General features: G+C 42.5%; 35 protein-coding genes and 1 pseudogene. 7 read left to right on the top strand and 29 right to left on the bottom strand.

The window, feature by feature from the left end; genetic code table 11:
* Position 1 precedes the first annotated feature (1 nt).
* The 6 genes from GT674_RS01240 to GT674_RS01215 form a co-directional block, all read right to left on the bottom strand.
* Positions 2-1,567 (bottom strand): terminase large subunit, encoded by a 1,566-nt coding sequence (locus GT674_RS01240; RefSeq protein ID WP_161284105.1) that lies wholly within the window; start codon positions 1,565-1,567, stop codon positions 2-4.
* A 59-nt stretch (positions 1,568-1,626) separates the two neighbouring features.
* Positions 1,627-2,106: a phage terminase small subunit P27 family gene (locus GT674_RS01235; protein WP_161284104.1), complete on the bottom strand. Its 480-nt coding sequence runs from the start codon at positions 2,104-2,106 to the stop codon at positions 1,627-1,629.
* Between the two features lie 128 nt (positions 2,107-2,234).
* Positions 2,235-2,612 (bottom strand): hypothetical protein, encoded by a 378-nt coding sequence (locus GT674_RS01230; RefSeq protein WP_161283988.1) that lies wholly within the window; start codon positions 2,610-2,612, stop codon positions 2,235-2,237.
* A 199-nt stretch (positions 2,613-2,811) separates the two neighbouring features.
* Positions 2,812-2,982, bottom strand: a complete 171-nt coding sequence (locus GT674_RS01225; protein ID WP_161283987.1) for a hypothetical protein — start codon at positions 2,980-2,982, stop codon at positions 2,812-2,814.
* A 164-nt stretch (positions 2,983-3,146) separates the two neighbouring features.
* Positions 3,147-3,344, bottom strand: coding sequence for a hypothetical protein (locus tag GT674_RS01220; protein ID WP_161283986.1), 198 nt, complete (start codon positions 3,342-3,344; stop codon positions 3,147-3,149).
* An 11-nt stretch (positions 3,345-3,355) separates the two neighbouring features.
* Positions 3,356-4,312 (bottom strand): hypothetical protein, encoded by a 957-nt coding sequence (locus GT674_RS01215; RefSeq protein WP_161283985.1) that lies wholly within the window; start codon positions 4,310-4,312, stop codon positions 3,356-3,358.
* Positions 4,313-4,667: 355 nt separating this feature from the next.
* On the opposite strand from GT674_RS01215, the gene GT674_RS01210 reads away from it, so the two are divergent.
* From GT674_RS01210 to GT674_RS01180, 7 genes and pseudogenes are all read left to right on the top strand, one after another.
* Complete coding sequence (locus GT674_RS01210) at positions 4,668-5,162, top strand: helix-turn-helix domain-containing protein (RefSeq protein WP_089984792.1); 495 nt, start codon at positions 4,668-4,670, stop codon at positions 5,160-5,162.
* 27 nt (positions 5,163-5,189) lie between these two features.
* Entirely contained in the window at positions 5,190-5,855 is a 666-nt protein-coding gene (locus GT674_RS01205) for an ImmA/IrrE family metallo-endopeptidase (RefSeq protein ID WP_161283984.1), read from the top strand.
* A gap of 18 nt (positions 5,856-5,873) precedes the next feature.
* A complete protein-coding gene (locus GT674_RS01200; protein WP_161283983.1) occupies positions 5,874-6,146 on the top strand; it encodes a hypothetical protein in 273 nt (90 codons plus the stop codon).
* A gap of 50 nt (positions 6,147-6,196) precedes the next feature.
* A pseudogene (locus GT674_RS01195) lies at positions 6,197-6,982 on the top strand (Y-family DNA polymerase); the annotation flags it as partial.
* A 25-nt stretch (positions 6,983-7,007) separates the two neighbouring features.
* Positions 7,008-7,208 (top strand): hypothetical protein, encoded by a 201-nt coding sequence (locus GT674_RS18200; RefSeq protein ID WP_161283981.1) that lies wholly within the window; start codon positions 7,008-7,010, stop codon positions 7,206-7,208.
* A gap of 11 nt (positions 7,209-7,219) precedes the next feature.
* Positions 7,220-7,672 (top strand): YolD-like family protein, encoded by a 453-nt coding sequence (locus GT674_RS01185; RefSeq protein ID WP_161283980.1) that lies wholly within the window; start codon positions 7,220-7,222, stop codon positions 7,670-7,672.
* Positions 7,673-7,846: 174 nt separating this feature from the next.
* The gene (locus GT674_RS01180; protein WP_161283979.1) at positions 7,847-8,032 is read left to right on the top strand and encodes a DUF6219 family protein; all 186 of its coding nucleotides are present in this window, start codon (positions 7,847-7,849) and stop codon (positions 8,030-8,032) included.
* Positions 8,033-8,100: 68 nt separating this feature from the next.
* Here the strand turns inward: GT674_RS01180 and GT674_RS01175 are convergent, their stop codons facing one another.
* From GT674_RS01175 to GT674_RS01070, 23 genes are all read right to left on the bottom strand, one after another.
* Entirely contained in the window at positions 8,101-8,448 is a 348-nt protein-coding gene (locus tag GT674_RS01175) for a hypothetical protein (protein ID WP_161283978.1), read from the bottom strand.
* Positions 8,449-8,535: 87 nt separating this feature from the next.
* The gene (locus GT674_RS17295) at positions 8,536-9,330 is read right to left on the bottom strand and encodes a hypothetical protein (RefSeq protein ID WP_243149010.1); all 795 of its coding nucleotides are present in this window, start codon (positions 9,328-9,330) and stop codon (positions 8,536-8,538) included.
* Positions 9,331-9,333: 3 nt separating this feature from the next.
* Positions 9,334-9,849, bottom strand: a complete 516-nt coding sequence (locus GT674_RS01165; protein ID WP_161283977.1) for a GNAT family N-acetyltransferase — start codon at positions 9,847-9,849, stop codon at positions 9,334-9,336.
* A gap of 15 nt (positions 9,850-9,864) precedes the next feature.
* Positions 9,865-10,248 (bottom strand): SMU1112c/YaeR family gloxylase I-like metalloprotein, encoded by a 384-nt coding sequence (gloA2, locus tag GT674_RS01160; RefSeq protein ID WP_161283976.1) that lies wholly within the window; start codon positions 10,246-10,248, stop codon positions 9,865-9,867.
* A gap of 105 nt (positions 10,249-10,353) precedes the next feature.
* Positions 10,354-10,746 carry a pyridoxamine 5'-phosphate oxidase family protein gene (locus GT674_RS01155; RefSeq protein ID WP_161283975.1) on the bottom strand — a complete coding sequence of 131 codons (393 nt, stop codon included), beginning with the start codon at positions 10,744-10,746 and terminating at the stop codon, positions 10,354-10,356.
* Positions 10,747-10,797: 51 nt separating this feature from the next.
* Positions 10,798-11,127 (bottom strand): hypothetical protein, encoded by a 330-nt coding sequence (locus tag GT674_RS01150; protein ID WP_161283974.1) that lies wholly within the window; start codon positions 11,125-11,127, stop codon positions 10,798-10,800.
* Positions 11,128-11,235: 108 nt separating this feature from the next.
* Positions 11,236-11,847 carry a VanZ family protein gene (locus tag GT674_RS01145; RefSeq protein WP_161283973.1) on the bottom strand — a complete coding sequence of 204 codons (612 nt, stop codon included), beginning with the start codon at positions 11,845-11,847 and terminating at the stop codon, positions 11,236-11,238.
* 6 nt (positions 11,848-11,853) lie between these two features.
* Entirely contained in the window at positions 11,854-12,756 is a 903-nt protein-coding gene (locus GT674_RS01140; protein WP_161284102.1) for a sugar phosphate nucleotidyltransferase, read from the bottom strand.
* Between the two features lie 21 nt (positions 12,757-12,777).
* A complete protein-coding gene (locus tag GT674_RS01135) occupies positions 12,778-13,794 on the bottom strand; it encodes an acyltransferase family protein (RefSeq protein ID WP_161283972.1) in 1,017 nt (338 codons plus the stop codon).
* Complete coding sequence (locus GT674_RS01130) at positions 13,787-15,250, bottom strand: flippase (protein WP_161283971.1); 1,464 nt, start codon at positions 15,248-15,250, stop codon at positions 13,787-13,789. Before GT674_RS01130 ends, GT674_RS01135 begins: the two co-directional genes overlap by 8 nt.
* Positions 15,240-16,448 (bottom strand): glycosyltransferase family 4 protein, encoded by a 1,209-nt coding sequence (locus tag GT674_RS17710; protein ID WP_161283970.1) that lies wholly within the window; start codon positions 16,446-16,448, stop codon positions 15,240-15,242. Before GT674_RS17710 ends, GT674_RS01130 begins: the two co-directional genes overlap by 11 nt.
* Before the next feature lie 21 nt (positions 16,449-16,469).
* Positions 16,470-17,678: a hypothetical protein gene (locus tag GT674_RS01120; RefSeq protein ID WP_161283969.1), complete on the bottom strand. Its 1,209-nt coding sequence runs from the start codon at positions 17,676-17,678 to the stop codon at positions 16,470-16,472.
* Positions 17,679-17,702: 24 nt separating this feature from the next.
* Positions 17,703-18,722 carry a glycosyltransferase family 2 protein gene (locus GT674_RS01115; RefSeq protein WP_161283968.1) on the bottom strand — a complete coding sequence of 340 codons (1,020 nt, stop codon included), beginning with the start codon at positions 18,720-18,722 and terminating at the stop codon, positions 17,703-17,705.
* 56 nt (positions 18,723-18,778) lie between these two features.
* On the bottom strand, positions 18,779-18,925 hold the full coding sequence (locus GT674_RS01110) for a hypothetical protein (RefSeq protein ID WP_161283967.1): 147 nt from the start codon (positions 18,923-18,925) through the stop codon (positions 18,779-18,781).
* Positions 18,926-18,943: 18 nt separating this feature from the next.
* The gene (locus GT674_RS01105) at positions 18,944-19,966 is read right to left on the bottom strand and encodes an acyltransferase family protein (RefSeq protein ID WP_161283966.1); all 1,023 of its coding nucleotides are present in this window, start codon (positions 19,964-19,966) and stop codon (positions 18,944-18,946) included.
* A gap of 15 nt (positions 19,967-19,981) precedes the next feature.
* Positions 19,982-21,019 carry a glycosyltransferase gene (locus GT674_RS01100; protein ID WP_161283965.1) on the bottom strand — a complete coding sequence of 346 codons (1,038 nt, stop codon included), beginning with the start codon at positions 21,017-21,019 and terminating at the stop codon, positions 19,982-19,984.
* Positions 21,020-21,047: 28 nt separating this feature from the next.
* Positions 21,048-21,914, bottom strand: coding sequence for a DUF6625 family protein (locus tag GT674_RS01095; protein ID WP_330585431.1), 867 nt, complete (start codon positions 21,912-21,914; stop codon positions 21,048-21,050).
* Complete coding sequence (locus tag GT674_RS18195) at positions 21,817-22,026, bottom strand: DUF6625 family protein (RefSeq protein WP_373091300.1); 210 nt, start codon at positions 22,024-22,026, stop codon at positions 21,817-21,819. Before GT674_RS18195 ends, GT674_RS01095 begins: the two co-directional genes overlap by 98 nt.
* 8 nt (positions 22,027-22,034) lie before the next feature.
* Positions 22,035-23,285 carry a nucleotide sugar dehydrogenase gene (locus tag GT674_RS01090; protein WP_161283963.1) on the bottom strand — a complete coding sequence of 417 codons (1,251 nt, stop codon included), beginning with the start codon at positions 23,283-23,285 and terminating at the stop codon, positions 22,035-22,037.
* A 21-nt stretch (positions 23,286-23,306) separates the two neighbouring features.
* On the bottom strand, positions 23,307-24,356 hold the full coding sequence (locus GT674_RS01085) for an NAD-dependent epimerase/dehydratase family protein (protein WP_161283962.1): 1,050 nt from the start codon (positions 24,354-24,356) through the stop codon (positions 23,307-23,309).
* 11 nt (positions 24,357-24,367) lie between these two features.
* Entirely contained in the window at positions 24,368-24,748 is a 381-nt protein-coding gene (locus GT674_RS01080; protein WP_161284101.1) for a hypothetical protein, read from the bottom strand.
* Positions 24,749-24,795: 47 nt separating this feature from the next.
* Complete coding sequence (locus GT674_RS01075; RefSeq protein ID WP_161283961.1) at positions 24,796-25,377, bottom strand: acyltransferase family protein; 582 nt, start codon at positions 25,375-25,377, stop codon at positions 24,796-24,798.
* Complete coding sequence (locus tag GT674_RS01070; RefSeq protein ID WP_055247114.1) at positions 25,377-26,564, bottom strand: radical SAM protein; 1,188 nt, start codon at positions 26,562-26,564, stop codon at positions 25,377-25,379. Before GT674_RS01070 ends, GT674_RS01075 begins: the two co-directional genes overlap by 1 nt.

Raw genomic sequence — 26,564 nt, 5'->3', positions numbered from 1 at the left:
ATCAAAAAACGATCATGTCACGTTCGTCGTAGACGCTTCCCTGCTGCTGTCCTTCATTTCGGATGCAGCGGTCCAGTGCCATGATCGCAGCGACGATACCATCGATCTTCTCCGGCGACTTCGCCTTGGTCGGCTTGATGTTGCCAGCCGGGTCGGTATCCACGACCACATTCCCCGCCATCCATGCCATGACCGGATTGCCGCCGTGGATGATTCTGCCTTCCATCAGGAGCTTGTAGAACTCCTTGGTAGGCGGGCTCATATCTTTGAAACCCTGTCCGAAAGGTACGACCGTGAATCCCATCCCCTCAAGGTTCTGGGTCATCTGCACAGCTCCCCATCGGTCAAAGGCAATCTCCAAGATGTGATAGGCCTTGCCCAACTCCTCGATGACCTTCTCAATGAAACCGTAATGGATGACATTGCCCTCGGTCGCCATCAGGTAGCCCTGCTGATACCAGACATCATACGGAACGGATGCCCTGCGCACCCGCTGTGGGATCGTATCCTCCGGTATCCAGAAAAACGGAAGCATGATGTATTTCTCCTCTGGAACTCTGGGCGGGAACATCAGCACAAAAGCCGTGATGTCTCCGGTGCTGGACAAGTCCAGTCCACCATAACAGTCACGGCCCTTGAGGGCTTCCATATCAATAGGCTGGTTGCCGAGATTATAGATGTGTTCCGGGATGAACCGGGTCAGCGAGGACACCCACATATTCAGACGGAGCTGCTTGAACACATTCTCCTCTGCCGGGTTATCAAGTGCTTCCTGGTACGCATCCCGGACACGCTGGATCTGGATGGTCTGGCCGAGAGAGGGATTGGCTTTATACCAGTTGGCTTCATCGTGCCAGTCATCCTCATCGGTCAGTCCATAGACCACGGGGTAAAATGTGTGGTCGATCTTACGTCCGGCCAACAGGTCAAGTGCCTTCATGTGGAGCTCGTAGCAGATGCTCTCCTTGTCCGTGCCGGCCGTGGTGATCAGGAAGAACAACGGCTGTTCACGGGCATCACCGGAGCCTTTGGTAAGGACATCGTAGAGTTTCCTGTTTGGCTGGGCATGAACCTCATCCAGCACCAGACCCGACACGTTCAAGCCGTGCTTCGTACCAACTTCGGCAGACAGGACTTGGTAGAATCCTGCGTTCCCGTAGTTCACGATTCGCTTGGTGGCTGCCATGATCTTGCACCGTTTCAAAAGTGCCGGGGTCATCTGCACCATCTGATGGGCAACATCAAAAACGATGGATGCCTGCTGGCGGTCAGCTGCAGCGCCATAGACTTCGGCAGACGGCTCGTTATCGGCAAACAGCAGATACAGAGCCACCGCAGCGGCAAGCTCGGATTTGCCGTTCTTCTTACCGATTTCGACATAAGCCGTGCGGAACTGACGGTTTCCCCTCTCGTCCACGATACCAAACACATCCCGGATAATCTGCTCCTGCCAAGGAAGAAGCCAGAACCGCTTGCCCGCCCACTTGCCTTTGGTATGGCGCAGGTTTTCAATAAAGGTCACCGCCCGGTCTGCTTTTGCGGCATCGTAATGGCAGGTCGGAAGCATGAACCGACTTGGTTTGTAGTCCTTCAGTTTCGGATAGTTTTTCGGTCTGCACTCTGCCATCAGCTTCCACCTCCTCCCAGCAGATTCTCCATCTCATCAGCAGCATCTGTAGGACCGCCGTCCGAAGCAATGATCCGGCTTCGGGAGGACGGGGTCAGACCGAACTGCTCTGCAAACTTGTTCATGATTTTCAGATAGGTCTGTGCGATAGACACCTGCGGCACTTGCTGCCAATACCCGGACGGGGTCTTGACAATGGTGCCATGCTGGGTGATGAACTCCTCAGCCTCCTTCCATCGGGCATAGGCCTGACAATAACCGGCAAAGGCCGCCATATCCACTTCGGTCAGGATGCCGATGGCTTCCATCTGTTTGGCAAGTCTGCGCCATTCCTTCTTTGCTTCCGGCTCCAGCCACTTCGGACAGGCCGGCGCTTTCTTGTTGGGCTTCGGTTCGCTGGTATTCAGCGGATGCTTGCCCGGATTGCCTTCCAGTTCCTTCATGGCGGTGGGCTTTGGTTTTCTGCCTCTGGTAGCCATTGGCATCTCCTCCCTTCTGCAAAAATGGGTAAAGAAAAAGGACCTCCGAAGAAGTCCTTGTAATCTATATAAAAACACAGCGGATACGAGGCACAGCCCCTTTTGGGGCGTGTACCTTTTGGGTGTTGTTATGCGTTGGGGTTAGCTTCCTTCCAAGCCTCGTATTCATCGACCAGCTCCGCTTCCTCGATGACCTGCCAGACGCTGCAGAAGCGGCTTCTTTGCTGCTCGATCTCCGCTGCTGTCCAGTCTTCCGGCTTGCGGCTCATGTCGTGGTAGGCATCCATCTCCGCTTTCGTCCGGAAGAAAAGAATCTGCTTCAGCTTCAGCGTTTCTTCGTTGTTCCGCAGGCTGTACCGCCTGTCCTCTGCCGCCCTGCAAAGGCTTCCAAGGTCGCTGCAGCTGAGGGTCATGTCCTGCTTGAAGGCGATCTCGATGCCGATCAGCTTCTTCTCGGTGTCGGCCCCCTGAATGTTCTTAAGATAGGTTTTGGCTTTGTTCGTCATGGTCTGTATCCTCCGTGTGTTTTGTTTTCCGTAGGGCTTTCCCCTTCGTTGTGACTGTATATTACCGTCACTGCCGGATACTATCAAGCGGCTATGCTGCACGATCATACACACCTCTTTTTGTCGGATTTATGTGTATTTCCACGCCGGAGAAATCCGCCACTACGAGCAAAAGCTCCCGAAGGAGCTCTGCCCTTTTTCAGTGTGCGTTCTTGATGCACCACTCGATTGCGTGTCCGGCATCCGTGTAGGTCTCATCGGAAATCTTCAGAAGTTCCAGACGGCACTCAATCGGTGACCAGCCTTCCTCTGGGTCTTCCACAAAGCCGTATACCGCTCCTTCCAGCATGCCGTTCCAGTTCCAAGCCACATGGTATTGCTCACAAGCAGCAGTGAAATGCACAGATGTGCTAAATATAAATCTGGTTTCCTCTGATATTCAGTGCGATTAAGGCTCATGCCTGCGCAATAATTGATAGGGCTTCTCTACCTTCTATTGCGGCCGCACTGCAGGGTCACCTAGAATATCTGCTATTAAAAAATTCTATCTTTTATCTCTTTGTGACGTCTCATTTTCCCCCGATGTCCATGTATAGGATCATGCACCTTGAGAATAAATTCCCGCATGGATATGCTACAATTTTTTGTAACAAGGCGAACATCACCATCGCCAGTTTGGCACTTGCAGAATAATTGTCCATCTTCATTTCTAATCTCATATTCACTTGCCATAGACTGTCCTCCTATTCTGGATCATCAATGTCATCATCCCACCAAGCAGCATCATCTGTCTCCTTTTCTTCCGGCTCTGGTAGTGGGGTAAATACTGACTCACATTTTGCCTCACCAATCCAAGGAACCATAAATTCATCATCTACGTCTCCTGTTTCCAAATTGATGAGAATAATTGTTACTTCAATTTTCAAATAGCATTGTTCAAGCCTCTTCTGAATCTCACAGAACGCCTCGCTATCGTTAACTACTATTGATACTCGATCATATTTATACTGATAATCAGCAAAAAGTCCAGCAACCCTCGACAATCGTCTCATAACATTCATTGCTTTCATCGCACCAATATGTGCGTTTACTCCGTGAGGTGGAGTTTGCACTCTACAAAATTCAAACCCCCAAATGCCATCTCCCCTCGGAATAGCATCGGTTTTGAGTTCCATATCAAAGACGAAACCTCCTGCAATCGTCCTATGATATTCCGGCTCTAAACGAGCCACACTATATCCCCTGTTTAAAAGCGCCTTGATAATAATATCCTCATAGACACTTTCTATCTCCGTGCCATGAGCCAATCGATTCCGCATATTCCCCGACGAGCACATTCCATGTGCCTGCATCAGCATCTCAAACGTAATCCCACAATTCTTATCAGCGTGCGCCGCAATGTCTGCAATTAAACTATCCGAATTTGCACCCGCTGTTTTTTTGTTCACAATTCTGGATAGAGTCGAAGCGTTTACACCAATTTCCTCTGCAAACTGCCTCATACTCCGCTCAGGTCCCTTAGCTCTAACAACATACTCTGCCAGCAGATCCTTATCGGGTGGTTTTATCCGGCTGTACTGTGTTGCCAAGTTCCTATAGATTATATTTAATGGTAGCCCCTGACGAAGTGCCTCCTGGACGTTTTCCGGGTACCGGCTGATTTCTTCTTCGCTCAGAGCCACTTTCTTCTGGTCATCCATCTTATCGCCTCCAATCGCTCATGTTGCATCTGTTGCGTACATTTATTATATGCAACAGATAATATCTTGTCAATAGGTCATGCAAAATTTATTGCATATTGTTGCCTTGTGTTGCGTGTCATGTTTTTGATGCATCACCAACAACTTATCTTCATATTAAAATCTTTTGCTATCACCTCTTGACTTATACAACCTTCTATTGTATTATAGGAACAGAAGTTCACGAACTGTTGTTCTTAGTATATAGGAACAGTTGTTCCTTGTCAAGTAGGCTTTACAAAAAAAATTGCTGCTTCTCACCGGCAACTTTCCCTTCCGGCAAAAAACAGCAAAATATCCCACATGGAGGCATGACATGAAAAAAGATACGAACTTACTAGACACACAGGATGTCCGGGCTGAGGCAGCCACTGCACTTACACCGAATGCGACCAACGGCGAAAAGATCAAAGCTCTGCGAACCGCACAAGGTATGAGCATGGCCGAACTCTCCAGACGAGCATCCATGTCTGATCGTGCCATCCGCTATATCGAAGCCGGCGAACGCGAACCAAGCGTGGACGCAATCCAGAAGATTGCTGCTGCTCTTGGTGTCACGACCGACTACTTTATGGATGATGCCACCTTCCAGAAGGAACTCAGCGATGACCAATTCTACGCTGATGTCCGTAAGAAGTATGGCTCCCGCGGTGTAGCGCAGGCAAAGAAAATAAAAGAACAGACCTCTGCCCTTTTTGCAGGCGGCGAGCTGTCCGAAGAAGATCAGGCAAATTTCATTAAGGAAATGGAAGCCCTCTTCCTTGACGCAAAAGAAGAGGCAAAAAAGTTTACTCCTAAAAAATATCTGTAATTGAATTGCAGAGGAAAGGAGTCGCTGTTGGACAACTTTGCTATTACTGCCGCCGACGCTGTAAGCCGCCGATACAAAAGCAATGACCCGGAAGCTATCATTGCCCAGCGCGCCATTAAGATTAAAGACATCCGGTTCTGCGAAGAGCTCCTTGGGTTTTACACGGTGCTTCTAAATTGCGAATACATCGGCATCAATCCAAACTGCTCAAAGCAGCAACGCAGATCCGCACTGGCACACGAACTTGGGCACGCTATCTTTGACCGGAAACATGCGACATCCGGTCAGGCTTTCCAAGATACATATTTTTATAGTCTCAGCAACGCAAAAGCAGAACGCAGGGCGAATACGTTTGCTGCTGAACTGCTGTTGTCAGATGATGATGTGCTGAAACCAATCGGCTTCTATGAATTTAATGCCGACAGGCTTCAGATGGAGGCTTCTCTGCCAACCCACTGCTCCAGCACATACCGTGCCTTGAAATACCACGAGCTTCTGCAAGACTTTCAATACACGCATACAGGATTCGCCACCCTTGAGGAGATCGCACAGGTGGCTGGAGTCGAAAAAAACTTTGTTGATTTTAAACTGAACATTCTTACCGCAAAAGGGTACCAGCTTCCTGCTGTGCCGGAGCTTAAGAGCAACTTTCTGAAAGATTCCATGAAAAATTGCTCTAAGTGCTATGATTAAACATGGAGGTGACTGCTTATGACAAAAGAACGAGTCTATGTAAAGGTAGCCTCCGACTTTGATTCTACAGGCTATATGCAGCCGACATCGATCACTTGGTCGGATGGACGTACCTTCCCAATCGAAACTGTGCGTGATTTCCGCCCTGCCGGAACCGCAGACAACGGTTACTCTGGTGACTGCTTTACTGTGCTCATCCAAGGGCAGGAAAAGCATCTGTTCTTTGAGCATCTTGATCCACGCTTCAACGGTCGGTTAGGTCGGTGGTTCGTTGAGAGATCCGGACATTAACAGCAAAATAACACGAGCACATAGAAAAAAAAAGGGGGGGGAATCACACGATGCAACGCACATATCTTGCGATAGATCTTAAAAGCTATTACGCGAGTGCGGAATGCGCCGCTCGACACCTCGACCCGCTTACCACAAATCTGGTCGTGGCAGATTCCTCCCGCACTGAGAAGACTATCTGTCTCGCTGTGTCTCCTTCCCTGAAAGCCTATGGGATTCCGGGTCGCGCCAGACTGTTTGAAGTCGTCCAGAAGGTCAAGGAGGTCAATGCGAATCGGTTAAGGGAAGCGGTACGATTAAGAAAAGCTGTGTATAAGGACGGTAAACCATCCTTTTCCTCGGCCTCCTATGATTCCTTATCCCTTGCCGCCGACCCATCACTCGAACTCTCTTACCTCGTTGCACCACCCCGGATGGCATACTATGAAAAGGTGTCGCGACAGATTTATGGCATCTATCTGAAATACATTGCGCCGGAGGACATCGTGGTATATTCCATCGACGAGGTGTTCATCGATGCCACCTCGTACTTATCCCACTATAATATGACAGCACACGACCTTGCCATGACAATGATCCGGGAAGTGCTTTATACGACTGGCATCACCGCCACCGCAGGGATCGGTACCAATCTATATCTGGCAAAGCTGGCAATGGACATTACCGCCAAACACGCTGCGCCGGACAAGGACGGTGTCCGCATTGCTGAACTGGATGAAGAGAGCTTCCGCTATCTTCTCTGGGATCACAAGCCTCTTACTGACTTCTGGATGACCGGTCCCGGCACTGTCAAGCGATTAGAGAAACACGGTATTCATACAATGGGCGAGCTGGCCTATTTCAGCAATCGCCGCCAACCGTGTGGTCAAAGATGAGGGCTTCTTCCAAGTCGACCTATTCACGGACACAACTAAGCTGGAAAAAGAGAAAAAGCTGCAGAATGCGATGCTGGGACTCAAGAAGAAGTTCGGCAAGAACGCCGTTCTGAAAGGAACCAACTATCTGGATGGCGCAACGATGAGAGATAGAAATCAGCAGATAGGCGGCCACAAGGCCAAGTAAGGAGGGAGAACATGGACTACAAGAACACACCGGAAGGCAGATCCGTCCAAAGTAAGTATTACAAAATACTCCATGCTTCCCGCCCAGAACCGCCACATAATTATCCCCGGATGCCGATGTCCAATCGTGCTAAAATCTTCTCTCCGTTTGCCGCCTTGCGAGGCTATGAGGATGAGATTGCTTCTGAAGGCAGAGATCATCTCAAAGGAAACAGAATCGAGCTGTCTGAAGAAGGCAAGCAAGCTCTGAACCAAACGATCAGCCAGCTTTGGAAAGGTCAAGAGATCACAATAAAATATTTCACGGACGGCTACTATGAGAATGTAGCCGGAGTATTGGATGCTGTGGATGTGATAAACAAAGAACTACGAATTTACACAGGATTTATAAATGATACCGGCAAAGAGCTGCCGACCATTATTGCATTTGAGGATATATTAGAGATTGGGGTGAATATGACTTGAACTACTACTTTTGCGACGCATGCCGCTACTGCTTCTCTGCTGAGGAACTACCTGACCGTTGTCCTGACTGCGGAGCACAAACCTATAACGAGAAGCCGGCGGTACGCTTAGCGAGTAAAATGGAAATAGAGGAACTGCTCCGAATACGGAAAGAAGATAAGGAGGACAGATAAAATGAAAGCACATAAATATTGGTCACTCGGCGCACTTGCCTGCATGGCAGGGTGCTTCTACACAGGCTGCAAGAAGCTGATGCAAGCTCACAAGTATTTCGCTTGTGGCTCTCTGGTCTGCATGGGTATGGCAATCTACTCCGGTCATAAAATTGCACCGAAGAAGAAAGCTGAAAAGCCTGAATAATAAGAACACACACCCTCGCCGTAACAAGCGAGGGCTTTTTTGAACTCCAGGAGTTCATTTTATTTCCGTTACAAACTATACACTTCCATCATAAACCGTATCCCGACTTTCAGACCTTCCTCAAAAGCGGTCTTCTCCCATGTGCAACACACCGTCCCCTGCCGGTCCATGATCTTCTCCCAGAGTGGAATCTTATCTCCGACATAATCATCGACCAGCCTATCCATACCTTCCAAGCCACGCAGCCACTCTTCCAGTTCCTTTTCCTTGGCCTTCGCAGCTTTCCCGGCAACTGTGTTCTTCTCTACTGGATTATTCTCTGTGTAATGCTCGTAGATCAGATCCAGCAGATTCTCCACTGGCGGATAATACTCTGGTTTCGTTTTCTTAATGTAGTCTTCTAGCAGCTCCTTCAATTTTTCTATAATGCTACCATCCTTCCCAACTGAGATTCATTTCCTCAGTTACGGCACATATTACCGTAGACTTCTACACATAGCAACCTATTTTTTGCGGTCTTTCGGATGGCCCATCTTCTCCTTTATCTCGTCTGGCACGTCAATCAATCCGAACCGATAGAACATCCCATAGATGTAAGTCACTCCCCGGATATCCCCCAGAGCTTTCGGGCGGTCTACTACTTCTCCCACCTTTTTCATATTCCGTAGTGCCAGCAGCACTGAACTCCATGCCAGACTTTTACTGTTCTCTCGGCGGTCTATCCACAGTTCTTTTGTGTATTCGCCGCTTCTTCCTTTTCGTATTTCATAGGTAAAGGGTAAGCCGGAATAGGTTTTAAAGCGCACACCAGAATAAAGCAAGACCGTCTCCCACAGGTGTTCCTCTGTTGGCTCTGATCTCAGTTTTCTTACTGCTCTATATCTCCGCCGCCGTTCTGCTCCAACACTAATCTTTTCTTTATCTGCTGTACTTGGGAAGTACACACCTTTCTGATATGGTAGGTACGAGGTAACGGAGGCTTTGGAGAGTTGAAGAGTATTTGCGGTTGAGAGGATGGCTTCTTTATAGTTCTGTGTTTTCCGATACTCCTCAAAGGTATCCTGTACCTTCTCCGCCACATCCGATTCATACACACCAGCCGTGATGAGCAGCTTTCTTACTTTGATTGGATTCATAGTTAGCGCATCTGCAATGGATCGGAGGGGGCAGTCCTCCTCATAAAGCGCCACAGCACTTTCCATCTGTTCTTTCAGATTCTTCTCGGCATCGTACTCCGGCTTCATCTTCTTTCGACCGCCGCCTGGCTTCCGAGATTTATACGCTCTTTTCTCTCCCATAGCTCACAGCACCAGCTCATACAATTTGAACGTCATCTTCCCGACTACATCATAATAGAGCGTTTTTGTCTGAACATATTGAAAGCCCAGTTTCTGATACAGCTTTTCGGCAGTTGTGTTGTTCTCGATTACATCAAGCCTCAATGCTTTCCTGCCAGCTTTTCTCTCCAGTTCAATCACATTCTCCACTAATCTCTGCGCGAGTCCTTTTCCTCTCTGGCCCGGATTCACTGCCAGAACATGAAGAACAATTATCTCATCCGAATTAATCTGCCACGGAGCATCTGCATAGCCATCGACCTTTTCATCATTTGCTATCACGCATGCCGCAATTTCATCACCATCTGCCAGCACATACAGTTCTCCCTTATCAATACTGGCCTGTATCATTTCATCCGATGGATGGATTCCTTTCTTCCATTGTGGAAATGACGGGTCATCCTTCTCCTGATCAATCAAGTTCCAGTACAGGGATCTTATTTTGTCAAAATCTTCTTTTTCAGCCTTACGGAATATCATTTTGTTCACCTCTTTTTACTCGTGCAGTTCCAGCGGCAGGCCGTCTGGGTCATGGAAGAAGGTCATCTTCTTGCCGGTATAATCGTCAACACGAATCGGCTCACATTTAATTCCCACCTCTGCCAGTTCTTTCACTGTCTGCTCCACACTCTCCACGCAGAAGGCAAGGTGACGCAGCCCACATGCTTCCGGACGGTTCACACGCTTCGGCGGGTTTTCCTCAGCAAAAATCTCCAGCTCTGTGTATTCATTGACACGCAGATCCAGCTTCCAGTCTTTACGCTCTGGGCGGTAGTTTTCTCTGATGACAGAGAATCCCAGCTTGTTCACATAGAAATCCTTTGCGGCTTCGTAGTCAGACACGATGATTGCAATATGATGTATTTTTGATAAATTCATTTTTTCTCACGCTCCATTACTTTTATTTCCGTTGCAAACTATACAAAAGCCTTCAAAAATTACCGTGTGAACTCCTGGAGTTCAGTTTGTCCACACGGCGTATCATCAAAACTTGATCACTTTCGGCTCATGGGTGAAAGAACTAATGGTAGCCACACCATTCTTGAAGTAAAACACCTCAGTGTTTCCATCATCTGCGGCATACATCTTCTTCAAACTCGGATAGGCATCCAGCATAGATTCTCTCGCTTCCACACGGTCATCCTCTACCAGTTCGCCGGCAACGCGAATCCACTCGCCGCCCTTAAATGCACACAGTTCTGCTTTCGGATTGGCATGCAGCTGCTTGGAAACATCCTTCTTCTTGCCAGTCTGGATGTACAGCTTGCCTTCAAAAATATGTGCCGTGCCAAACGGACGCACTCTCGGCTGGTCGCCTTCGACCGTTGCCAAGTAATATGTTTCAGCTTCTTTTAAGAACTTTACGATTTCTTCCATTTAATTCTTTCCTTTCCCACACAGTCGTGTGTGTTTTATAGTTTTATGGTTTTATTTCAGCTTTTCCAGAATCTCATCCGCGCTCATGCCGCTTGCCAGCAACTTCTTCAGCACAGCCTCTGCTTCGGTCTTCTTAGCTTCTTCAGCAGCCTTAGCATCTGCCTTTGCTTTCTTCGCTTCCAAGGATGCCACTTCTTTTTCGGCCTTCTTCAGAGCAGTCTTCTTTTCTTTCAGGTCAGCCTTCAAAGTATCAATGTTAGCGGTAATGGATGCGATCTCGGCTGTGAGTGCTTCCTTTGCGGACTGCTTTTCTGCAATCTGTGTTGCAAAATCTGCAGTCACAGTTTTGGGCTTATTCTTACTACCTTTAGTTCTGGGCATAGGACACAAACCTCTTTCCAAAATTATAATCATTTAAATTAAGTATTGTGTAGGTATGAGAACAACATAAAAGTCTCTTTTTTTAGTATATCACAAAACTATACTCTTTTACAGACGCTTTCTTGCCTTCATCGTCGCATAGTACACCAAACCACCTACTACTCCGCCGACTGTGTTATAGAAGATGTCTGATAACTGGAACGTTCCCAAACGAAGCAATAATTGTAGCATCTCTATGCTTATCGAAAAGATAAATGCTATCTTTCCGCTATTGCACAGTATCTTCTTCCAACTGTTTCCTATCTTCTCTCCGAATGTCCACATTGCTACCGAACTAAACGGTACCATCATGATTACGTTCTCGATACACTCGGTGGTCAGTTTCTGCTCGCCGTTCACGGTCTCCCAGATGCCCCAGCCACCCATGACATCGGATAAAGGATTCATCCACAGCTGACGGTTTAACAGGGTTCGGAACAGAATAAGTGAAGTCAAAAAAGCCAAGAAGAACAGTTTCCGAAAGAACACGCTCTCTTTGAACTTCTGATACCAGGTCACTATGGCATTCTTCCAGCCTTTGCCTGCATGTATTGGCTCATAAGCATAAAGATAGAAAAACATGGCCAAAAAGGAAAGAAGAAGCGAAAAGCCAAACGGCTCATATAGCGCAGTCAGGATGTTTGTGATGATCTTTCCGAGTAAATCAATCGTTTCTTTCATCGTCGTTTACAGATCACTGAACAGGTCGGCCTTGTACACGCCATTCTCCAGCATCTTTTTAAAGCTATCCTTTACTGCTGCAACATCCTCATGGTAGGTCATTCCGTACCAGGTATCGTTCGTTTTCAGAACCTTCACAGACATCTTGCCCTGCTCCAGCAGCTCACCGATGAAGATTGGGATCAGATACTCAGCTTTCTGCGGATTGCCCGGGACTTCTTTCTCAAAGAACTCTTTGAAACCTTCTTCCAGTACATCCAAGAAATCAGGAGTCAATCCCCACATATTCATGGAAACCAGAGAATTAACATCGACAGCCACGCCTTCAGCCTCGGCTCCATTTGCACTCTTGACGATATTCTTTGTCTCCACGACTTCGGTCAGGTTGTTCTGATCATCCATCTTGCAGATGCCACGGGTCACACCACCATTATCAGACAGCGTGTTCTTCAGCACAAAGCCTGCCATGCAGGACTTGCCACCATTCACCAGATACTCATGTACGGCTTTGAAACCTTCCTTGCCATAGTAATCGTCTGCATTGATGACAATGAACGGAGTCTTGATGACCTTCTTCGCTGCAAGGACGGCCTGGCCAGTCCCCCACGGCTTTGTCCGGCCTTCCGGCAGAACTCCCGGGATGTCGTTGATATCCTGGAAAGCGTAGTCCACAGTTACATCATGAGCAGAGCAGATAGTGGAAATGCGGTCACCAATCACCTCTTTGAACTCTTTCTCGATATCCTTACGGATAATAAATACCACATGGTTGAATCCAGCTTCAATCGCATCATGAATAGAGTAATCCATGATGATGTGATTAGAAGCATCCACCGGCTCCAACTGCTTAATTCCCGTTCCAAAGCGGCTGCCAATTCCAGCCGCCATGATAAGTAATGTTGTTTTCATCATTTTTTCTCTCCTTTAAACTTATTCCACTTCGTCAATAGTTCTTTTGATAGCAAAATTAGAGCAATAACTATTCCCGTTTCTATAATAATCAATATTAATTGCCCCCCCCATTGCCTCACTTCTAAACATTTTTAGCACCTGATAAACTATGGCTAACACTACATAATGAAGTCCATAAATTGAAAGGCTGTTTCGGCCACACTTCATCAGACAATTTTTCACAAACCTATTTTTACATCCAGTCACAAATTTCGAACATAGAATAATGACAGCAGTACCTGTCGTAGCCGTAAAAATGAAGAGCGGAACATTTCCAATAATTATATCTGCAAAATAATCCACAGAATACCCTTGAGAAATCTCCACGAAGTTAACACCCGTAAATACAGTTAATGCCACTATAAAAATTCCAATAACGCTGAATTCTTTTTTGTTATCTTTTGCTGCAATTCGCCACTGCACCCCTCCAAATATAAAAGGAAGTGCTAATAACGCATTATCTAAGTTACATGGTAGTGCAATATTGAAAGTATTTCTTAATAGTAAAGCAACTCCAAAACACAATGTCACACTCATCCAACTAAAAATAGTCTTTCTCTTAGCCACAAAAAACATAAGACAATGAGCAATCAATAAACATGGCAAAAACCATAACTCTGAAATGAATGATTTTCTAGTTATTAATATTGTATTTATAATACAATTTATATTTCCGCCACTTAAAGCATTTCCTGATAAATAAGTTTTTAGAACTTTAAAAAACAACAATACTACCGCATATAAAAAATACGGTTTCATTAACGTAATATTTTTCTTTTTATAAAATGCAAAAAAATCCTCACTATCATAGCTATAAGCTGATACATATCCAGTTAAAACAAAAAAAAGCGGCATATGGAACGAATATACCACATGAACAATGCTATCAAAATTAGGGGAAAAATATGTCAATGCGTGTCCATAAACGACCAAGATTATTGCAAGCCCTTTTGCGCAATCAACCCATTCTATTCTGTTTTTCACATTTTTATTCATGTTTACGCCTTTTCTTTAACTCCATATAATATCCCGTCACAATTTCATTTTTGAAAAAAATCTGAAGCAAAAAATATGTTGGCACAGCCACAACAAGTGATGTTAAAATTATAATAATATCATCTGAAATCAAATGTTTTATTCCAAAGCAAATTAACATTATAGCCATACACCCTGTAACTATCGATATTACTAATCTAACATCAATTTTTAGCTTCACCAACTTTTGACTTGATATAATATAAATCACGAGAATCAATGCCTCAGAGATGAGTGTAGTAACAGCTGCACCATTATAACTAATAATTGGAATTAGCACAAAATTTAGCACTACGTTAAGCAATGCACTTATCGATGAAGCCATCAAACATATTTTTTCTTGTTTAAACGGAAGCAAAATCGCGCAACAATAAAAAACCGAAAGCACTGAGAAAAATAAAGCAAAACTCAGTATTTTTAAAGCTATAACTCCTGAAGTATATTCCGCACCACCTATGATTACAACGATTTGCTCACTCAGCATAAACATCCCAAAAACAGCTGGAACCACAAGCGTACAAACGGTACTAAAAATTTTGTTAGTTAAGGCTCTATATTTTTCTTCGTCTCCACTTCCAAGATAGGCTGACAGCCTCGGAAGTGCTACCATTACAATTGCATTAAGCAATTGTTTTATTACCAAATAAATTTTAGTCGCTAATCCGTAAATACCAACAGCATTTTCATTTTGTAAATAGCCTAACATTGTTGTATCGGAATTTACATAGATTGTCGATGCTATAGTATTAAAAAAAAGCATCATAATCGGTTTTATATGCTGTTTCAGGTTCAATTTTTTTGTGACTCTTAAGTGCACATATCGACGAACATAAAATACGTTCAATATATTCCCGCCAGCTGATGCGATAGTTGTTACCAAAGCATACATTACATAGTCATCTGCAGTTCTTACTAATGCGAACAACAACACAATTGACAATATTTGCATAGCGATATAGCGAATCGTTATATATAAGAAATCTTCATATACTGAGTTAATCCAATCACATCCAACTGTATTCAAAATGATTGGAATACTCTGAACAATAATCAGAAGTCGATAGTCCAATAGCTTTTTTGAAAATAAAAGAAGTACAAACAATATTGCGTACGAAACGATTGTAGATAAAACATTTATCGTAAAGACTTCATCCGTAAATGTTTGAAACTTTTTCTTATCACTTCTTACTCTCGCACCTTCTCGAATGGCATAATCGTTTATTCCTAATCCAGCGAGGAGAATAAAGTAACTAACAATTGAACTTCCAAAGTTATATTTTCCATATCCGCTCGTTTGCAGAACACGAGTCACATATGGCATTGTAATTAACGGAAAAACCACCTTGCAGAGTTGTTTCATTACATTCAAAGCGGCATTAACTTTTATGCTTTTTATCCTATGCTTTTTATCTTCCATCTTGTTCTCTCGCTATTCGATTAATTATTTTTGTGAAGTTCTCGTAGTATAAACTTGTCGTATAGTTTTGAGCATGCTTTCTTTCTTGAACCTTCATGTTTTCGCATACTTCTTCATTTTCTAACAAATAGTCAATTTTGTTTCTTAGATTTTCCACCAAGTGCTCATCTTGTTCTACAAGAATACCGCAATCTTCATTTCCAATATATTCTGGAATTCCACCAACTCGAGTAGCAATCAATGGGGTGCCTGTCGCTTGTGTTTCAATACTAACCAATGGTGCAGGATCTTGAAATAGGCTCGGCATGACGGCAACATCAGCGATACTGTAATATTTATACAAGTCCGTTTGATGAATAAACCCTGTAAAAACAATATTTCGCTTAGATTTATTTATTATTGTTTCCACAGCCTTCTCATACTCAGTATTCGTTGATGCTCCAAAATTAGCACTTCCAACAATGACCAAAGTAACCAATTCTGTTCTTAGCTGATCAAAAGCTGTCAGTAATTCTTTTACGCCCTTTTCTTTTACAATTCTTCCAGTGAATATCACTACCCTATGATTTTGGGGAATACCTAATTTATTTCGCAATTCTATCTTCTCAGCTTCGGACGTATCAATATTAAATCTTTCAATTTTTGCACAATTAGGTAGCACTATAACCTTATTTTCTTCGCATCCGCTACCGTTCTTCCAACAGCGCCCAATATAATCGCTTACCGCAATCAGACGGCTAAAACAACTATCTTTCTTCTTATTTGCCATCCCATCCCAATGAATATGCACTAATAACTTTTCTTTAGGAATGAAGCGAGCAAGTAACGGCAATTGCGTTGTTTGACCGGCTTCATATATGAAATAATCAATATCCTTTTCTTTTCTTAGTTGCTTCAACATTCTGTAAAACTCAACTGAACACGGAATGTATATGCCAAAATGTTGCATAGCTCTATCCAAACGAAAAAGTATCTTATTTAATTTTCCGTCTGATTTTTCAATGTATTTAATCGTCGTATATTGGTACTTGTGAGATTTTCTCTCAGCTTCGTCATCTCCAATACTGTATACCACAAATTTGAAGTTATTTTTAATTTCATTCTCATCTAAAAGATACTCTACAAGCGTTTCAACAGCTCCACCTTTCACAGTCGGTATAGGTAATGAGCACTGTGTTATAAAGCATAATTTTTTCACAATCTTTTCCTCCGTTACATCTTATATTGCTGTTATTTCCGCCTCCTGATCATTATAGCATAATGCCAATGGGATTAAGAAATACACGAATTGGTTATCAAACAGTGTTAGTGTATTATCCAAGAAGTAAGTGGAAAACACATAAAATGTCCCGATCAGGAAAAATTTAGCTGCTGTTTCAGAATAATCTCTATACAGTTTTCTGGGAATATTTACAAAATAATACCATATCCACAAGCCAAAACCATATATTCCCATTTCTATATATACGCGCACTAAATCAGTATGTGATGTATGTAGCAGAGTAGATTCTATACCCAACCGCTGATTAATGTACGAATACCCCTTTCCCAAATAGAACGGAGAAATCGTATATTCTCCACTCAGAAAATGATATAAATTAATTCTAGCAATATCAAGAATCTTAACAAATGCCGGGAGTATATCTATGTTCTTTATTAAAGCTACATATAGCATTCCTACGATAAACATTCCGAACCCAAGAATCTGACTTGTTTTTAAAAAATCCTTTGATTTCTTTCTTATGAAAACAAGCGCAACTATGGTAACCACTACAATTGCAATCAATTCATTTCTTTTAAATCCAAGATACGACCCAATAAGTGCTACAATGATATGTAAAAGCTTCTTTTCTTCAGCAGCATTTTCATAAAAAATAAAGTACACAAGAAATATGCCCATCGCAAAGGTTGCATCATGAACCTCAAGACCATATGAAATGTTCGATATTGTTGTTCCATATGCAAATTGACTCAATGAAAATACATTTTTCAAATAAATTAACATTGAGGGGGCTCCGTATTCCTGAAAAACAACAATAAAGTTAAATCCGATTGTCAAAATCAGCGCCCAAAATGACAATTTAATAACTTCTTTTCCAAATAAGAGACACATCATAATAGCACATATAACAATTACAAGCATGCAGCCCAAATTACTTAACAGCCGAGAATAATAGTGAGCAGTCAAATATTCCGGTGTGTCTACAATCCAGATTACTATCGTATAAAAGAAAGCAAATATTATGGGAGTTGAAAACAGCTTAATTTGTCCTAACTCATAAGGCTTTATTAACCCATGCCTTTTTATAATAGCAATTAATATCCACACAATAGCAATTCCGTATTTAAGAAAAAATGGCAAAGCCACTTTATTAACTTCCATAGAAAATGCTATCGCCATCGATATTATGTAAAGAATTTTCAGCAATTTTTATCCTCCCTCTATTCTATCTTAAACCAGCCACATAATTAATCGTGCGCACTTTTTCTTTATTAATAACGTAACAATCTTTTGCCTCAATGGATTATCTTTCCATGGATACCACTTCAGTACATCCTGAATTTCTTTATCATCACATATTTCTTGAAGCAAAGTCTTTTTTTCTTGCTTGGAGTTTTCTGTCGACTGACATATCTGCTTAATACAAACACGTGTATTTCCCAAAAACATTCTTGTAGCACGAAGTCTTGTTTCTTCACAAAATTTAATTTTTGAAAGCATCTCCAATTCAACGTTATAGAGTTTTTTATATCTATCAAACTTATCTTTCGAATAAGTCTTTATGAGTGATTGAGAATTTGCATTTTCGCAATAATAATACATTACTTCTGATAGCGTACACACCCTCTTCACTTGCGATAGAACTCTAATCTGAAAGATAATATCTTCTGATATTAACTCTCTCTCCGATGGAAAGAGAATACCTTTATCTTGCAGTAGTTCTTTCCTATACACACATTTCCAAACCGACATACCAACATCTGTATCTCTAGCCTGATCCGGTTTTGACCCAAGCATACCCGCAAGAACCTTTGTTATAATATCATCATTCTCATAAACAGCTGTTCCTAATGGATTTTCTTTATGAATTTCATCCCCAGAATCTTTTTTTACGACATAACCAGTCACGCAACAATCTGCATCTGTTCTTTTCAGTTCAGAATATACTTTTTCATACATATCCTTGCTAACATAGTCATCAGAATCAAGAAATGCGATATATTCTCCTGTTGCAATTAACATACCACTATTTCTGGCATATCCTAATCCTTCATTCTTTTTATGAATCACCTTAATCCGACTATCTTTCTTGGCATATCTATCGCATATTTCAGGGCACGAATCAGGTGATCCATCATCTACTAATACAATTTCGATATCATCAAGTGTTTGATTAACAACACTGTCCAGACATCTCGATAAATATTTTTCAACTTTATATATTGGAATAATTACACTAACTTTTGCCATTACTTTCCCCTGTGGCCTTTCTTACAAAACGTTTATAGACAAACTATATAACCAATCTAACACTCTCCAGCTTTTTTTAAAAAGCATAAACAACTTACCATTTGTTTTAAAAATACAAATTCAAGCCTTTCAAGTACTGAAGGAAAACAGAAATCTGCTATCAGCACAGCAATAGCAATAATGCTTTTGTCAATTTCTCCCACAAAGACACACTCCTATTATTATGCTCTTAGCTGCACTATAATCTTTTGATCTACTTTATGGATAATATACGACAACACTAAAGTTACAACGACCACTCCAACAACATACATTCCAGAATTCAAGCTTCCACAATACGAAGTAAATAGCTCAATTACTATCACATGCGACAAATATACTTCGTACGAAATAGTGCCTAAAGCCAAAGCAGCCTTACTTTCAAATCGAATATACGCCGTAATTTTGATCAGTAATGCAATCAATACAATTGCCAGGCATGCTCTCAACACATAGTCGCCCCAAAAGAATATATGCTTTGCTTTCGCATACCCCCCCCCGATTACAATCGAGGCTAAGATGAGCAATATTGTTTTTGCATCGACAATTTTCTGCTTATTGAGAATCCCTATAATTTGTGTTCTGTTATCTGCTATAAGCATCCCATAAATAAATCCAAGACATGGCACGGGCCATACTGTAAAAGGAATATGCTTTTCAAATAAAAAAGCTAAAATGCTAAGTACCAGTATGCCTAAACATGTAATGATACTTTTCATGTGTTCATTTAATGATTTAAACTGATACGCAATATAGAAAATCACGTAACAAGTCGTAATCATCACAACAAATCCATTGACTGCAAGTAAATTATAGACGATATGGTCTGCTACGCCAGAAATCAAATTTACAGCTTCTGCCACAATATTAGTCAGCAACATAGGAACAATTAATGTTACCATTCGGTTTCTCCAAAAATGCTGCATATATCCCTTGCGTTTTCTATTTACAGACAAACCGTATCCTGAAATCATGAAAAAAGCAGTAACTGCGACAAAAGCAAAACTTCCTATCATATTTTGAAGGCGTGTTGAATGTTCGTTCGGAATATGAACCAAAATAACAACAATACAACATAGCCCCTTAAGCGCTAAAGACCAGTTTTTATCAAAGAAATCATTACATGTATCCGTAATTTTTGCTCTATATAATAATACGCCTCCTAATACTACAAAGAGAAGCAATATGCACATTTCATTAATCATCTTGATACTCTCTCCTTATTTTTTGAGACAGCCCTTGGAAATCAAGGTATTTCCAACATATTTACCATAACTCAACAAGGAATGTTTTTCTTCATACTGCTTTCTACAATTATGCGCAATTTTATCATAAAGCTCAGAGTCATTCCACAATCTATTAACAGCGGAAATCAGTTCATCCTTATCTTTTGCAACGATCAGACCGGTTTCTCCATCCGAAACATAATCATCTGCAAGGCAACTCGGTTTAGTTATTATTATCGGTTTCGAGAAGGACATTGTTTGGAGCAAAACTGTTTCACCAGATCCGATTTTACCGTCCATTATTGGAATAATCATAAATTTACAGTTTTTAATAAACTCAAACGACTCATTTCCCCAAACATCATTATATACCTTGATATTCTTTGGCAAATTATCCTTATGCAGCTCATCGCACACAATTCGAACTGGATATTCTGTTTCTGACATGCTATTAATAAGAAAATCCCAATCTCTATTACTACGCCCTAACGATAGTATATAATCGTTTGATGCTGGCCGAGTCATATCCACTCTTTTAGTAAAATCATTAACTCCAAATGGTAAAAATACAAATCTATCCAAAGGTTCATCAAACACCTTTGCGCAGTAGTCACAAAATGTTTGTGACGTACAAACAAATACATCAACATATTTACTTTTCACAATATAATTCATGAAATGGAAATATATTTTTCCCACGATTCCTTTTTTGGGTTTATATGTAAAATTCTTTATTAAAAGAGTATTTACCTTTTTTACATGGAATAATCTGCAATAAAATGCATATAGTAGTCCATAAAATGCCTGCCACCCTATTACATTGTCATATTCTTTACGATGAAGAAACACTGTAAAAGGAAATGCAAAATATTTAAAATATCTTACTGCGTTTCCGAGCTTGTTCTTTCGTCCTTTATTCGCCGTATAGACCAAAGCTTTCCATGACAAACCCGTTGACTGTTCAAGTCCCTTTATAAAATCTTCTGCTTCTTCTTTATTGCTATCAAACATTGCAATATTTCTTATTTTCATAATTCCTCCACAAATTGAATAAGTAGCATTACAGTGGTAAGAATTTCCTTTTTCTAATTACTTTTTCCAAATATTTTATAATACCTAATCGAAATGCTCTCTTAACCTTCATCTTTCGGAAATTCCCACTAAACCACTTTTCATATTTTTTCTTTTCTTCAAAACTTATCGCCGGATATTTGTCAGTATAATTTGCATATTGATTCGGAAAGATCTTAAAGTGATTTACATCATCTGTACAAATCGAAAATTTTCGCTTTGCAAAATGAGCATATACAGTTGGAATTCTATTAGTACCTGAGCACAAATAAAGTTTTCCTTTATCATACTCAAAGAATATATCATCCAGTTTTTTATTATCATAACAAAAAGTAAAATCGTATGTGAAAGGTGGTATATCCGCTAAAACACCTTTTTGGATTCCCATCGGCCATATATACATTTTTTCTTTATCGTACTTAATAATCCGCTCAATTCCGCAATGTTCATCAAAAAAACATGGGTGCTTTGTTCTAAAAACAAAACGATAATCAAATGCCTTTCCTTGTGGTAAAACTCTCAAATACAAATCATTCATTGATTTACAATTTCGGTACAGAGATAAATGCCCTTGATTATATATTTTATCATATTTATTCAAAATATCTTCTGTTAGAAAGTATCTTAAGTCTCCGAATACTAAGTCTAAATCTGCATATCCCCAAAAATCATAACCTTCAAAATAATCTTTAAACGCATTCCCATACACCGGTTTATAATCACATAACTTATACGGAGCATCTAGCACAATAGGAAAATCAAACAGCTGCTGAATTCGTTCTCGTATGTTGTCTAGGGTCATATAAACAATCTTCAGATTGTTTGCCCCCCCCCCGTATATTTTTAGCGCTCTCATCCGTAAATAGAACAAAATCAATACTTGAATTATTCCTAATTGAATTAATCCAAAAATCTATTGTATTTGGCAATTTTCCCATATATACAGAACATATACATATCTTTTTCATATTTTTTCTCAATCTCTCTGAAAAATATCTCTAGTGTAAACCTTATCCTTCACATCATCCAAGCACTTGTCATAGCGGTTCGCTATGATGGCCTGACTCTTTTTCTTGAACTCGTCCAAATCATTAACCACTACTGATCCGAAGAACTTCTCGCCATCTTTCAGCGTCGGCTCATAGATGATCACAGTTGCACCCTTAGCCTTGATGCGCTTCATGACCCCCTGAATGGAACTCTGGCGGAAGTTATCACTGTTGCTCTTCATGGTCAGTCGGTATACACCAACAACAACTTCTTTTTCCTTGCTCTCATCCCAGCTGTCGTTTGCTTCATAGGCCCCAGCAATCTCAAGCACACGGTCGGCGATGAAGTCTTTACGGGTTCTATTGCTCTCGACGATAGCTTCAATCAGGTTTTCCGGTACATCGGCGTAGTTCGCCAGCAGCTGCTTGGTGTCTTTCGGCAGGCAGTATCCACCGTAGCCAAAGGACGGATTGTTATAATGAGTACCAATACGAGGATCCAGGCAAACACCGTTGATGATCTGCTGAGTGTTCAGCCCCTTCATCTCAGCATAGGTATCCAGTTCGTTGAAGTAGCTGACACGCAGTGCCAGATAGGTGTTGGCAAACAGCTTAACCGCCTCTGCCTCAGTAAAGCCCATGAACAAAGTATCGATATTCTCCTTAATAGCACCTTCCTGCAGGAGTTCTGCAAAAGTGTGTGCAGCCTTTACCAGTCGAGCATTATCAACATCGGTGCCGACGATGATACGAGAAGGATAAAGGTTATCGTATAGAGCTTTGCTCTCGCGCAGGAACTCCGGACTAAAGATGATGTTGTCGCAGTGGAACTTCTCACGAACACTTGCTGTATAACCAACCGGAATAGTGCTCTTGATAACCATAATGGCTTCCGGATTGTATTCAATGACCAGTTTGATTACAGCTTCAACTGCACTGGTGTCAAAGAAATTTTTCTTGCTGTCGTAGTTTGTCGGTGCAGCGATAACTACAAAATCAGCATCACTATATGCTTCCTTAGCATCCAAAGTCGCCGTCAGATCCAGCTCTTTTTCTGCCAGATACTTTTCGATATATTCGTCCTGAATAGGAGACTTCTTGTTATTAATCAGTTCCACTTTCTCAGGGATGATATCCACAGCAGTCACCTCGTGGTGCTGAGATAACAGCGTAGCAATAGAAAGACCTACGTAACCAGTACCAGCCACAGCAATTTTTAAATCTTTAAACTCTCTCATTTCTCTATCCCTCTAATTCTTTTATTTATAAAACTCAGCGTACCACTCAGCGAACTTCCTCAGACCAGCCCGCAGACTTGTACTCGGCTTGTATCCAAAGTCACGCTCCAGTGCGCTGGTATCTGCATAGGTCACAGGCACATCACCAGGCTGCATCGGAACCAGTTCCTTGTGTGCCTCGAAGTCATAATCTTCCGGTAGCACCTTTGCACGAACCAGTTCTTCACTCAGAATCTGCACGAAATCCAGCAAGTTTTCCGGATTCTGATTGCCAATATTGTAAACGGCATACGGCGGAATCGGCAGACCATCCTCACCATTCTTCTTGTCCGGAGCCTTCTTCATAACACGAACTACGCCCTCGACAATGTCATCTACATAAGTAAAGTCACGCTTACAGTTGCCATAATTGAAGATCTTGATGGTTTCACCCTTCACCAGTTTGTTGGTGAACCCAAAGTAAGCCATATCGGGACGGCCTGCCGGACCATACACGGTGAAGAAACGTAGGCCAGTGGACGGAATATTATAGAGCTTCGAATAGGCATGAGCCATCAACTCATTAGATTTCTTGGTGGCTGCATAAAGGGAAACCGGATTATCAACTTTATCATCCGTACTGTACGGAACCTTCTTGTTGGAACCGTAGACAGAGGAAGAAGAAGCATACACCAAATGCTCCAGACTCTCGCAATGGCGGCAAGCTTCGAGGATATTGAAAAAGCCGACCAAGTTAGATTCCACATAAGCATCCGGGTTGGTGATGGAGTAGCGCACACCAGCCTGTGCCGCAAGATTAACAACCACAGACGGCTTGTACTTCTCAAACAGCTCAGTGATCAGTTCCTTATCGGCGATATTGCCTTTTACAAAAGTAAATGTGGGATACTTGGCCAGCTCATTCAGGCGGAACTCTTTCAGTGCCACATCATAGTAGGCATTCATGTTATCGATGCCGATTACCATCGCAGAAGGAGCTTCCTGATAGATTCGTTTCACAAGGTTAGATCCTATAAAGCCCGCCGCGCCTGTGACTAAAATTGTTTTTTTATCTAAAGTTACTGTGCTCATATTTTTACTCCTCAATTTCTTATCTTCATAAATTTATTCGGATACAGGAAGAACTCTAACCACTTCGTTTTCTTCATAATCCAAGCTGCAATGATTGGACCTAAAAAGCTAATTCCTAGTCCCAGCACCACATGAATCACAGAACTTCCGATATCCAACTTCAGTAAGACTGATCTCATTGGTGCCGCAAACAACGTATGCATCAGAAAAATCGGCATTGTGTATTTTGCAAGAATATCCATGCCTCTGCCAAATCTTCTTTCAACTCCCGCTACCATCAAGATGACCGCTACGCAAGCCAATAATCCCATTGTGAAAGGAATCACGCCACCACTAATTTCCGCCTTATACACCACCACACTCAAAATCATAAACAACAATCCGCATATCATTCCTTGCACTTTTCTGCCCTTCAGCTGCACATTAAATACACAAATGCTCATACCGAGCACAAACCAAATTTCGTTTGAGAGAACTGTTGATACTGCGTAAACGCCGTACCCCCCCCAGTTAAAATTAGACCTTTTGCAGCTAATGCAACTACCAATCCAACTGCGGCTGCTTTCACACTGTTAAAAGTCGGTGTAACAAGAAAGATGAAGAACAATGCGTACAAATACCAGTACGGGGCCGCGGGTTCGAAAATTAAAGTATCAATAAACCCACCAACTCTCCCATTTATGCTACCTGAAAACAATTTCTTCAGCACCCATGTAGCAGTCGTAAAAGTCACATAGGGTACGCCGAGTGCTAACGCCTTTTTCGCCACATTCTTGCACCAGCTACTAACACCGTTTACCTTGCTGTACTTCTGATACAAATATCCGCTACAAATAAAGAACAGCGGCACATGAAAGTAGTAAATCGTCGTTTCAAACCACTCATACAAATCATTTTCAGGCAGAATACTTGCCTTTGTCATACTTTGGAAGAAATGGCCCAGTACAACCAATATACAGGCAATGACTTTTACATCATCGACCCATTTTTCTCTTGTTCTTACCGCTGTCTTTTCACTCATTACTTTGTCTCCATCTGCTGTGCGATATCGGCATCCACAATTTCCTCGCCGGTCTTATGCTTCAGCTGCTCTTTACTCGCCTCACTCAGACCGTTGTTAATCACACAGTTCATATCGCAGGTGCTGCACTTATCCAGATCCTCTTTGGTGACCTTGCCATCACGGTAGTCACGGCAAATCTTCAGCTCATACATGCTGTACGGATGTTTGGTGAACAGAGCCTTGAACTTGTGAACCAGAACCCAAGTAGCGGGCTTCCAGATGTACTTGTGCATCGCAGGACTTACGCTGCCGATCATCCAGCAGTCACGGTCGCAGCAACGAACCTTTGCACGAACTTTCTCTGCTTCCGGGCTGTTCCACAGCTCGTCCCAAGTCTGGTTGTTCAGGTTGCCCATGACCTCTTTGTCCTTGGTGCCATTGCAAGGCATAACATCGCCATACGGATCGATGAAGAAGGTATCGAAACTCATGTCGCAAGGCAGCAGACGCTTCTGGCCGTAGATGTAGTTGATCAGACCGTGATTAAAGTATGCACGGAACCACTTCTTCGGGCTGTTGCTACGGAGCAGTTCGTTGACCAGATTTTCAAAGTTCTTTGCGACCATCGGACGGTCGTGGATGATGTTCTTGGCCTCAACGAAATAGAAGCTGTTGTGCAGGGAAGCGGTTGCAAACTCCATGCCCATCTCGTTGGAAATCTTGTACAGCGGAACCAGGTCAGGAGCATTCTTGTCCTGAACGGTCATACCGAAGCCAACGTCCTTCATACCCATCTCACGCAGTTTTTTCAGTGTGCCGTAACCACGCTGGTAGCCGTTCTGCAGACCACGGATCTCATTGTTGGTCTGCTCCAGACCCTCGATAGAGATTCGAATACCGATCTGCGGGAACTCCTTGCACAGGTCAACGATACGATCTGTGAAGAAACCGTTCGTGGAAATAACGATACGGTCAGACTTCTTGTACAGTTCACGCACGATGTCCTTCAGGTCGGTACGGATGAACGGCTCGCCGCCGGTGATGTTGGTGAAGTACATCTTCGGCAGTTTCTTGATGGTTTCGATGCTGATCTCCTCTTCCGGCTTGGAAGGTGCCTTATAACGGTTGCACATGGAGCAACGAGCATTGCAGCGGTAAGTGACGATAACCGTACCATTCAGTTTCTTTTCGTTATTGTTAGCCAT

It is taken from the genome of Blautia sp. BIOML-A1 (assembly GCF_009883055.1).
In the GTDB taxonomy this organism is placed as follows: domain Bacteria; phylum Bacillota; class Clostridia; order Lachnospirales; family Lachnospiraceae; genus Blautia_A.
Note: the sequence above shows the minus strand (reverse complement) of the source record. Positions and strands in the feature narration are given on the sequence as shown.